Here is a 1,139-nt window from a genome sequence, read left to right on the forward strand (position 1 = left end):
ACGCCGAGCTCACGCCCGACCTCTGCGAAGACGTCGATGGCCTTGCGGACATCCGCCTCGCCGTGCGCCGCCGACATCTGGGTGCGGATGCGCGCCTGGCCGCGCGGCACGACCGGGAAGGAAAAGCCGATCACATAGACGCCCCGCGCCAGCATGCGCGAGGCCATCTCCTGCGCCAGTGCCGCATCCCCCAGCATGACCGGGATGATCGGATGCCCCTCGCCCGCAAGCGTGAAACCGAGCCTGGTCATCTCCGTGCGGAACAGATCCGCATTGGCATAGAGCCGCCGGCGCAGCGCATCGCCATTGTCGATCAGGTCGAACACCTTCAGCGAGGCCGCCGCGATGACAGGAGCCAGCGTGTTGGAGAAGAGATAGGGCCGCGAGCGCTGGCGCAGCCACTCCACCACTTCCCTCCGGCCCGACGTATAGCCGCCGGACGCCCCGCCCAGCGCCTTGCCCAGCGTGCCGGTGATGATGTCGATGCGCCCTTCCACGCCGCAATGTTCGGCCGAACCCCGGCCGTGCCTGCCGACGAAACCCACCGCATGGCTGTCGTCCACCATGACCATGGCGCCGTATCTTTCCGCAAGGTCGCAGACGCCGCCGAGATTGGCGATGATGCCGTCCATGGAAAAGACGCCGTCGGTGGCGATCATCTTGAAGCGGCTGCCTTCCGCCTTCTTCAGTTCCTCCTCCAGCGCCGCCATGTCGTTGTTGGCATAGCGGAAGCGCTTCGCCTTGGAGAGGCGCACGCCGTCGATGATCGAGGCATGGTTCAAGGCATCGGAGATGATGGCGTCCTGTTCGCCGAGCAGCGTCTCGAAGAGACCGCCATTGGCATCGAAGCAGGAGGAATAGAGGATCGTATCCTCCAGCCCGAGGAAGGACGAGATGCGGGCCTCGAGTTCCTTGTGCTCCTCCTGCGTGCCGCAGATGAAGCGCACCGAGGCCATGCCGTAGCCGTAGCGGTCGAGCGCCTTCTTGCCGGCCTCGGCCAGTTCCGCGTTGTCGGCAAGGCCGAGATAGTTGTTGGCGCAGAAGTTCAACACGCGCTCACCCGAGGCAACGGCGATCTCGCCGGCCTGCCTGGAGGTGATCACCCGCTCGGCCTTGTAAAGGCCCGCGGTTTTGAGAGC

The 1,139-nt window shown here is 65.5% G+C and carries 1 protein-coding gene; it reads right to left on the reverse strand.

What is annotated here, in order from left to right; all coding sequences use genetic code 11:
* The coding region (locus tag EXZ48_RS34645) for a glycine C-acetyltransferase (protein WP_130521608.1) at positions 1–1,139 on the reverse strand (1,139 nt) is incomplete at both ends.

Origin of the sequence: Shinella sp. JR1-6, from assembly GCF_004284735.1 — a bacterium.
Classification (GTDB): domain Bacteria; phylum Pseudomonadota; class Alphaproteobacteria; order Rhizobiales; family Rhizobiaceae; genus Shinella.